Here is a 9,373-nt window from a genome sequence, read left to right on the forward strand (position 1 = left end):
ACGCGTGGCACGCCGGTCGGCGTGGCCTGCTCCCCAATTCGACGCGTGCGGCATAGATTGCTTCCGTGGCTCGCAGCACACTCACCGGTCAGGAACCGGCGGAGTTCTCCCAGGCGCTCGACGAGCTCCACCGTGCCCGCCTGCGCCCGGAGATCCGGCTCACCGAGGTCCCGGCGCCGCAGCGCATCGCCCCGCACGCCGTCGCCCTGACCGCCGACGTCATCGACCCGCGCGACCCCGACGACGAGCTCGCCTCGGGCCGGTTCGTCCTGCTCCACGACCCCTCCTCCCCCGAGCCGTGGGGCGGCGAGTGGCGCGCGGTCACGTTCGCCCGCGCCGAGCTCGAGCCGGAGTTCGCCACCGAGCCGCTGCTCGGCGAGGTCGGCTGGAGCTGGCTGACCGACGCGCTCGAGTCCCGCGGTGTGCCCTTCGACGCGGCCGCCGGCACCGTCACCCGGGTCGTGTCCGAGAGCTTCGGCGGGCTGTCCGACCGGCCGGCGAGCATCGAGATGGAGCTGCGCGCGTCCTGGACCCCCCTCGGTCCCGAGGTCGGGGAGCACCTGCTCGCGTGGTCCGACCTGCTGTGCACGATCGCCGGCCTGCCGCCGCTGCCCGAGGGTGTCGTGGCGCTGCCCGGCCCGCGCCGTTGACCCGGAGACACCGCGCCTGATGACGGTCCCACCCCACAGCACGCCGCCGGACGAGCCCGACGGCGAAGGCGAGATCGACGTGCCCGAGCCGGTCCCGCTCGACGAGCCGGCCGACGGCGTCCCGCCGGTCGTCGAGTCCGAGCGAGGCCTCGACGAGGTCGCGCGAGCCGTCGCCTCCGGCGTGGGACCGGTGGCCATCGACGCCGAGCGCGCGTCCGGCTACCGCTACGGCCAGCGGGCCTACCTCGTCCAGCTGCGTCGCGAGGGCGCGGGGACCTGGCTCGTCGACCCCGTCGCCGTCCCCGACCTCTCCCCCGTGGACGACGCGATCGGCGCCGCGGAGTGGATCCTCCACGCCGCCACCCAGGACCTCGCGTGCCTCGCCGAGGTCGGGCTACGCCCCCGCCAGCTCTTCGACACCGAGCTCGCGGCGCGCATCCTCGGCCTGCCGCGGGTCGGCCTGGCGGCCGTCGTCGAGCGCTACCTCGGGCTACGCCTCGCGAAGGAGCACTCGGCCGTCGACTGGTCGACCCGACCGCTGCCGGACCCGTGGCTCCGGTACGCCGCTCTCGACGTCGAGGTCCTCGGCGAGCTGCGCAACCTCATGGGCGTCGACCTCGCCTCCCAGGACAAGGACGAGTGGGCCCGGCAGGAGTTCGCGGCGCTGCTCTCGTGGGCACCCGTGGAACGGGTCGACCCCTGGCGCCGGACGTCGGGCATCAACACGCTGCGGCAGCGCCGAGCCATCGGCATCGTCCGCGAGCTCTGGTACGCCCGGGACGCGATCGCCCGCGAGCGGGACATCTCGGTCGGCCGGGTGCTGCCCGACGCCTCGCTCGTCGAGATCGCCAAGGCATCCCCCCGGTCGCCGGAGGACCTGCCGCGCGGCCACCGCGCCATCCAGCGGTACGGCCGGCAGTGGGTCGAGGCCGTCGGCCGGGCACACGAGATCCCCGAGGGCGAGCTCCCGCTGCGCTCGCTCCCGTCCGACGGCCCCCCTCCGCCGCGGGTGTGGGGCGACAAGAACCCGGTGGCGGCCGAGCGCCTGGGCGCGACCCGCGCGCTGCTCACCGCGTTCGCCGAGGAGCACACGATCCCCGTGGAGAACGTCTGCTCCCCGGACCCGCTGCGCCGCGTGGTCTGGACGCCGCCGGGCGACCACGACGCCGAGACCTTCACCGAGGCGCTCCGGGGGTACGGCGTGCGCCCGTGGCAGGCCGAGATCGTCGCGCCGATGCTCGTGGCCACCTTCGCGGCCCATCCGGGCTGAGCCCGCACTCGCGGGCGCTCAGACGTCCTCGCTCTCGGTCTGCACTGCCCTGCCCGGTGTCGTGGCGCGCCGCCGGAGGCGCACGCGCCCGGGTCGCGGTCGGTCGCTCCCATCGGGTCAGGAGGGTGGCCCATGCTTGACATGCAAGCATGTGCTTGCATAACGTGCGGGTCGTGGACGACGGCGCGGACGAGGTGTTCCGGGCCCTGGCCGACCCCACCCGGCGCACCCTGCTCGACGCCCTCGTCGAGCGGGACGGGCAGACCCTGTTCGAGCTCTGCACCCGGATGGCCGGGTCCGGCATCGGCTCGAGCCGCCAGGCCATCTCCCAGCACCTCGACGTCCTGGCCGCGGCCGGGCTCGTCCGGGTCCGGCACGAGGGCCGCTACCGCCTCCACGACCTCGACACCACCCCCCTGCGCCCGCTCCGCGAGCGCTGGGTCCGCCACGACGACAGGACCGACCCGTGAAGATCGCCATGACCAGCGTGTTCGTCGACGACCAGACGAAGGCCGCCGAGTTCTACAGCCGCGTGCTGGGCTTCCAGCCCCGGCATGACATCCCGATGGGCGAGCACCGCTGGCTCACCGTCGTCAGCCCCGAGGACCCCGACGGCGTCGAGCTCGTGCTCGAGCCGAACGCGCACCCCGCCGCCGTCGCCTTCCAGGAGGCGATGGTGGCCGACGGCATCCCCGTCGCGGTCCTCGGCGTCGCGGACGTCGCGGCCGAGCACGAGCGGCTCGCCGGGCTCGGCGTCACCTTCACCCAGCCGCCGACCCCGATGGGGCCCGTCGTCACGGCCGTCTTCGACGACACGTGCGGCAACCTCGTCCAGCTCGTGTCGCCGGCCTGAGGCGCCGCTCGGGGACGGTGGCCGTTCGGCGAGCACAGACCGTCGCGGCGCCGAGCCCCCGGGACGGCAGCCGGGGTGACGGCACTCACGCCCGGCCCGCCTCGTTCACTAAGCGTCCGCTTAGTAGCATCGGGGAAGCGCCCGGACGACCCGGGTCCCATCCGTCCCCGACCAGGGAGGCCACCCCGTGCCCCGTGAGCTCCAGGAGGTCGTCTTCGTCGACGGCGTCCGCACCCCGTTCGGCAAGGCCGGCGAGAAGGGCATGTACGCCCAGACCCGCGCCGACGACCTCGTCATCAAGTGCGTCCGCGAGCTGCTCCGCCGACACCCCGAGCTGCCGAAGGAGCGGATCGAGGAGGTCGCCATCGCCGCGACGACCCAGATCGGCGACCAGGGGCTCACGCTCGGCCGCCTCGCCGCCCTGCTGTCGGGCCTGCCGAAGAGCACGCCGGGCTACTCCGTCGACCGGATGTGCGCCGGGGCGATGACGGCCGTGACGAACGTGTCGTCCGCGATCGGCGTCGGCGCGATCGACGTCGCCATCGCCGGCGGCGTCGAGCACATGGGGCGCCACCCGATGGGCGAGGGCGTCGACCCCAACCCGCGGATCGTCGCCGAGCGGATCGTCGACGAGTCGGCGCTCGTCATGGGCAAGACGGCCGAGAACCTGCACGACCGCTTCCCGCGGCTGACCAAGGAGCGCTGCGACGCCTTCGCCGTCGCCAGCCAGCGCAAGCTCGCCGCGGCGTACGAGGCCGGCAAGGTCCAGGCCGGCCTGGTCCCCGTCGCGACCCGGCACGTCGAGAAGGGCTGGGGTCTCGCCACGGCCGACGAACCGCCCCGCCCGGGCACGACGCTCGAGGAGCTCTCGACCCTGAAGACCCCGTTCCGGCCGCACGGCAACGTCACCGCGGGCAACGCCGCCGGGCTCAACGACGGAGCCACCGCCTGCATCCTCGCCAGCGAGGCCGCCGCCGACGAGCTCGGTCTCCCCGTCCGGATGCGGATGGTCTCGTACGCCTTCGTCGGCGTCGAGCCCGAGGTGATGGGCATCGGCCCGGTCCCCGCCACCGAGAAGGCCCTGGCCAAGGCCGGGCTGACCATCGACGAGATCGGCCTCTTCGAGCTCAACGAGGCCTTCGCGGTCCAGGTGCTCTCCTTCCTCGACCACTTCGGCATCGCCGACGACGACGAACGGGTCAACCCGTGGGGCGGCGCGATCGCCACCGGGCACCCGCTCGCCTCGTCCGGCGTGCGTCTCATGACCCAGCTCGCCGCGCACTTCGAGGAGCACCCCGAGGTGCGCTACGGCCTGACCGCGATGTGCATCGGCATCGGGATGGGCGGCGCCGTCATCTGGGAGAACCCGCACCACACCGAGCACGGGAAGGACGCCTGAGCCATGACCACGACCACCCAGGCCCCCCAGATCCCCACCGAGGTCGTCACCCACGCCCCGGTGCAGGACGTCGTCCTCCCCGGCGGGGCAGGCGTCCTCGCCCTCGTGACGCTCGACAACGGCAAGGACCACACCCGGCCGAACACCTTCGGCGCCGAGTCGCTCGCCGAGCTCCAGACGGCCTTGGACGGGCTGCGGGCCCGCGCCGAGGCCGGTGAGATCCAGGCCGTCGCCGTCACCGGCAAGCCGTTCGTCTTCGCCGTCGGCGCCGACCTCTCCGGCGTCCCGTACGTCACCTCCCGCGACCAGGCCGTCGAGAGCGGCCGCGCCGGCCACCGCGCCTTCTCGACCCTCTCCGACCTCCCCGTCCCGACGTTCGCGTTCGTCAACGGCGCAGCGATGGGTGGCGGCGTCGAGCTCGCGCTGGCGGCCGACTACCGCACAGTGTCGGCCGGTGTCCCGGCGTTCGCGCTGCCCGAGACCTTCCTCGGGCTGCTGCCCGGCTGGGGTGGCTGCTACCTCCTCCCGCGGCTCGTCGGGCCTGCGAACGCCCTCGAGGTCATCACCCTGAACCCCCTCTCCCAGAACCGGATGCTGGCGGCCAAGGAGGTCGTCGGGCTCGGCATCGGCGACGTCCTCCTCGAGCCCGCCGACTTCCTCGAGGACTCGCTGCGCTGGGCCGCCGGCGTGCTGACCGGCGCGGTCACCGTGGAGCGGGCCCCGGTCGACCTCGACGACGAGGTCGCCTGGGACGCCGCGTGCGACGCCGCGCGAAAGACCGCGCTGCTCAAGACCGCGGGCAAGGCCCCCGGAGTGCTGCGCGCCGTCGAGCTCGTCCGCGCGGCCCGCACCGCGAGCCGGGAGGAGGCCTTCGCGGCCGAGGACGAGGCGCTCGGCGACCTCGTGATGTCCGACGAGCTCCGCGCCGGGCTCTACGCCTTCGACCTCGTCCAGAAGCGCGCCAAGCGTCCGGCGGGAGCCCCCGACAAGGAGCTCGCCCGACCCGTCACGAAGGTCGGCATCGTCGGCGCCGGGCTGATGGCGAGCCAGCTCGCGCTGCTCTTCGCGCGCCGGCTCGGCGTCCCCGTCGTCATGACCGACCTCGACGAGGAGCGCGTGGCCAAGGGCGTCGGGTACGTCCACCACGAGGTCGACGCGCTGCTCGAGAAGCGCCGCGTCTCCCCCGACCAGGCCTCGTTCCTCAAGCGCACGGTCACCGGGTCGACGAGCAAGGACGGCTTCGCCGACGCCGACCTCGTCATCGAGGCGGTCTTCGAGGAGATGTCGGTCAAGCAGCAGGTCTTCGCCGAGGTCGAGGCCGTCGTCCCCGCCGAGTGCGTCCTCATGACGAACACCTCGTCCCTGTCCGTCACCGAGATGGCGAGCGGCCTGGCCCACCCGGAACGGGTCGTCGGGTTCCACTTCTTCAACCCTGTCGCGGTCATGCCGCTGCTCGAGGTCATCCCCGGCGAGCGGACCGACGACGCCACCCTGGCGACGGCCTTCGCGGTGGGCAAACGGCTCAAGAAGACGTGCATCCTCGCCAAGGACTCGGCGTCGTTCGTCGTCAACCGCCTGCTCGGCCGGTTCATGGGCGAGTACTCGCGGATCGTCGACGCCGGCACACCGGTCGAGGTCGCCGACCGCGGCGTCGCCGGGCTCGCCCCGATGCCTCCGTACGTCCTGCTCGGGCTCGTCGGTCCGGCCATCGCGCTGCACAACAGCGAGACGCTGCACCGCGCGTTCGGCGACCGCTTCCACGTCTCCCCGACGCTGAAGCGGGTCGTCGAGGCCGGCAAGCGCGGCTACTACGCGACCGACGAGCGCGGCCGCCCGGTCCCCGACCCCGAGGTCGAGGCGCTGCGCGAGCAGCCCGAGTCCCCGGTCCAGCTCACCGCCGACGAGGTCCGGGCCCAGGTGCTCGGGGCGATCGCTGAGGAGGTCGGCCTCATGCTCTCCGAGGGCGTCGTTCAGGCGCCGATGGACATCGACCTCGCGATGATCACCGGCGCCGGCTTCCAGTTCTGGAACGGCGGGATCGTGCCACTGCTCGACCGCGAGGGCGTGAGCGAGCGGGTCCTCGGCCGGCGCCTCCTGCCGCACGGCGTCGCGAGCGTCCCGGCCTGACGACACGCCCGAGAACCCCTCCCACGACGGCGCGGACCTCACCGGTCCGCGCCGTCGTCGCAGGTCAACGGCCCGTGAAACGAGCGCCTGAGAACACGCGAAACCGGAGGGTCGATGTATCTCATATGTGATCTACGATGGGCGACGTGACGACGACCACCGACACCTACCTGACCCGCATCGGCACCCTCATCCGGGACGCCCGACGCCACCAGGGACTGACCCAGAGCGAGCTCGCCGACCTCCTCGGCACGAGCCAGAGCGCCGTCGCGCGCATCGAGCAGGGCAAGCAGAACCTCTCCCTCGAGATGCTCGCGCGGGTCGGCGAGAAGCTCGACAGCGAGTTCGTCTCGCTCGGTCACAGCGGCCCGCAGCACCTGCGGATCGTCGGCGGACGCAAGCTCTCCGGCTCCATCCCGGTCAAGACGAGCAAGAACGCGGCGGTCGCCCTGCTCTGCGCCAGCCTGCTCAACAAGGGGCGGACGACACTGCGCAACCTCGCCCGGATCGAGGAGGTCAACCGGATCATCGAGGTCCTCACCTCGATCGGCGTCCGGGTCCGGTGGCTGCCGGACAGCAACGACCTCGAGATCGTCCCGCCGGCACGCCTCGACCTGGCCGGCATCGACGTCGCGGCCGCCCGCCGCACCCGCACGGTCATCATGTTCCTCGGTCCGCTGCTCCACGAGTACGACGAGTTCCGGCTGCCCTACGCCGGCGGCTGCGACCTCGGCACCCGCACCGTCGAGCCGCACCTGTCCGCCCTGCGGCACTTCGGCCTCGACGTCACGGCCACGCACGGCTTCTACGAGTCGAAGGTCGACCCGCAGCGCCACCCCCGGCGGGCCATCGTCCTCACCGAGCGCGGGGACACCGTCACCGAGAACGTGCTGCTGGCGGCCGCCCGCTACGAGGGCACGACGGTCATCCGCAATGCCTCCCCCAACTACATGGTCCAGGACCTCTGCTTCTTCCTCCGCGGCCTCGGCGTGCGGATCGAGGGCATCGGGACGACGACGCTCACGGTCACCGGCGTCGGCCACGTCGACATGGACATCGAGTACTCCCCCTCGGAGGACCCGATCGAGGCGATGAGCCTCATCGCCGCCGCGGTCGTCACGAAGTCGACGATCACCGTCGAGCGGGTGCCGATCGAGTTCCTCGAGATCGAGCTCGCGACCCTCGAGGAGATGGGCCTGACGTTCGACACCACCGAGGAGTACCTCGCGAAGAACGGCCACACCCGGCTCGTCGACCTCACGATCCACCCCGGCCCGCTCGAGGCGCCCAAGGACAAGATCGCCCCGATGCCCTTCCCGGGCCTGAACATCGACAACCTGCCGTTCTTCGCCCTCATCGCGGCCTGCGCCGACGGCACGACGATGATCCACGACTGGGTCTACGAGAACCGGGCGATCTACCTCACCGAGCTGACCAAGGTCGGCGCCCAGGTCCAGCTGCTCGACCCGCACCGGGTGATGATCAACGGCCCGACCCCCAAGTGGCGCGCGGCCGAGGTCATGTGCCCGCCTGCACTGCGGCCGGGTGTCGTCGTGCTCCTGGCGATGCTCGCGGCCCCGGGCACGTCCGTGCTGCGCAACGTCTACGTCATCAACCGCGGCTACGAGGACCTCGCGGAGCGGCTCAACGCCCTCGGCGCGACCATCGAGACCTTCCGCGACATCTGATGTCCGCGCCGGACCGGCCGCTCGTCGGCCAGGTCGTCACGGTGTTCCGCAACCGGTTGCGGCCCGAGCACGAAGACGCCTACGGGGACGAGCTGGCGGTCGTCGCGGAGCTGGCCCGGTCGATGCCGGGGTTCGTCGAGACGAAGACCTTCGTCGCCGACGACGGCGAACGGTGCACGGTCGTGACCTTCGCCGACGCCGCGTCGCACGCGGGCTGGCGGGACCACCCGCGGCACCGTGAGGCGCAGCGGCACGGTGTCGCCGACTACTACGCCGAGTACTCCATCGCCGTCGGCCAGACGTCGTACGCGTCGTCGTACATCCACGACCCGGACGCCTGAGCACGCTGCCGCACCTGGCTTGGCGGGGCCGACGGCGGAGACCCGGCCTCCCCCGGACGCACCGACACGGAGACCTGCGGCGGCTGCTGTTCTCACCCGGACGCACCGACAGGCAGACTCGCGGCGGCTGCTGTTCTCACCCGGACGCACCGACAGGCAGAGCTGCGCGCGCCCCCTACCCACGCGCACGACCGCTTCCCCTACCAGGTGTATTGCCTGTCCGGGCGTCCCTGGACACCTGTCGGACGGCGGGCGCACACTGTCGTCCATGGAGCGCGCATCCGGCGCGGGGCGCGGCGCGGTCGTCCCGGACGTCCGCGGCGAGGGCCGTGCGCTGCGCGTGACCTGGCACCCCGAGGCAGATGTCGTCGTCCTCTCCGTGTGGCGCGAGAACGTCTGCGTCGCGACCACCCGGGTCGCGCCCGCGGACGTCCCCGCGCTCGTCGAGGTCCTCGTCGGTGGGCTCGCGGACGCCTCGGGTGCGCGGGTCGAGCAGCGCACTGCCGGCTGAGTCGTCCGTCCTGGATACCTCGCCCCGAGCGCCCCAGCGCGGCATCCTGACCCCGTCCCACGACGTCCAGATGCTCCCGATACCGAGCCACCGCCCCAGCTCTCGGCGCACATGTCTGGGGTGCTCCGAGTCCAGGGCCCGGCCCAGCTCCGGGAGCACATGTACAGGTGCTCCGAAGGGTGAGTCGGTGGGTCGGTGAGTCGGTGGGGCCGTGGGTCGGTGGGGCCATGGGTCGGTGGGTCGGTGGGACTGTGGATCTGAGGGACTGTGGGTCGGTGGCCCGGATCTCGGAGCATCTGGACGTCCCGGACCGGGTCCTCGCACGAGCTCTCCCCGATGCGACGTCGCCGAGCTCTCAGCCGAGGTACACGCGTAGACGGACCGCGACGGCTTTTCCGGGTGAGGCCGACCGTATCGATGTGGCCACCGGCACCGTTCGTGAGAACGGTGCCGGCGCCGGGGGGGGGGGGGGGGGGGGCGCCCCCCCCCCCCCCCCCCACCCGGGGCCCCCACCCCGGCGCCGGGGGGCGGCCG

Annotated in this window: 9 protein-coding genes; all 9 read left to right on the top strand. The window is 72.8% G+C overall.

All coding sequences use genetic code 11. The features are described 5' to 3' along the window. Nucleotides 1-65: 65 nt before the first annotated feature. The 9 genes from JQN72_RS06885 (at nucleotide 66) to JQN72_RS06925 (ending at nucleotide 8,839) form a co-directional block, all read left to right on the top strand. The gene (locus JQN72_RS06885; protein ID WP_204134427.1) at nucleotides 66-650 is read left to right on the top strand and encodes a DUF3000 domain-containing protein; all 585 of its coding nucleotides are present in this window, start codon (nucleotides 66-68) and stop codon (nucleotides 648-650) included. Nucleotides 651-669: 19 nt separating this feature from the next. Then, entirely contained in the window at nucleotides 670-1,920 is a 1,251-nt protein-coding gene (locus JQN72_RS06890; protein WP_204134428.1) for an HRDC domain-containing protein, read from the top strand. A gap of 173 nt (nucleotides 1,921-2,093) precedes the next feature. Then, nucleotides 2,094-2,390 (top strand): helix-turn-helix domain-containing protein, encoded by a 297-nt coding sequence (locus JQN72_RS06895; RefSeq protein ID WP_307812480.1) that lies wholly within the window; start codon nucleotides 2,094-2,096, stop codon nucleotides 2,388-2,390. Then, nucleotides 2,387-2,773, top strand: a complete 387-nt coding sequence (locus tag JQN72_RS06900; protein ID WP_204134430.1) for a VOC family protein — start codon at nucleotides 2,387-2,389, stop codon at nucleotides 2,771-2,773. Before JQN72_RS06895 ends, JQN72_RS06900 begins: the two co-directional genes overlap by 4 nt. 187 nt (nucleotides 2,774-2,960) lie before the next feature. Then, nucleotides 2,961-4,172: a thiolase family protein gene (locus JQN72_RS06905; protein WP_204134431.1), complete on the top strand. Its 1,212-nt coding sequence runs from the start codon at nucleotides 2,961-2,963 to the stop codon at nucleotides 4,170-4,172. Between the two features lie 3 nt (nucleotides 4,173-4,175). Next, complete coding sequence (locus JQN72_RS06910; RefSeq protein WP_204134432.1) at nucleotides 4,176-6,299, top strand: 3-hydroxyacyl-CoA dehydrogenase NAD-binding domain-containing protein; 2,124 nt, start codon at nucleotides 4,176-4,178, stop codon at nucleotides 6,297-6,299. Between the two features lie 146 nt (nucleotides 6,300-6,445). Continuing rightward, nucleotides 6,446-7,987 carry a UDP-N-acetylglucosamine 1-carboxyvinyltransferase gene (locus JQN72_RS06915; protein WP_307812481.1) on the top strand — a complete coding sequence of 514 codons (1,542 nt, stop codon included), beginning with the start codon at nucleotides 6,446-6,448 and terminating at the stop codon, nucleotides 7,985-7,987. Further along, a complete protein-coding gene (locus JQN72_RS06920) occupies nucleotides 7,987-8,328 on the top strand; it encodes an antibiotic biosynthesis monooxygenase (protein WP_204134434.1) in 342 nt (113 codons plus the stop codon). Before JQN72_RS06915 ends, JQN72_RS06920 begins: the two co-directional genes overlap by 1 nt. Before the next feature lie 268 nt (nucleotides 8,329-8,596). After that, nucleotides 8,597-8,839: a hypothetical protein gene (locus tag JQN72_RS06925; RefSeq protein WP_204134435.1), complete on the top strand. Its 243-nt coding sequence runs from the start codon at nucleotides 8,597-8,599 to the stop codon at nucleotides 8,837-8,839. Nucleotides 8,840-9,373 lie beyond the last annotated feature (534 nt).

Origin of the sequence: Phycicoccus sp. CSK15P-2 (assembly GCF_016888005.1) — a bacterium.
Classification (GTDB): Bacteria; Actinomycetota; Actinomycetes; order Actinomycetales; family Dermatophilaceae; genus Phycicoccus.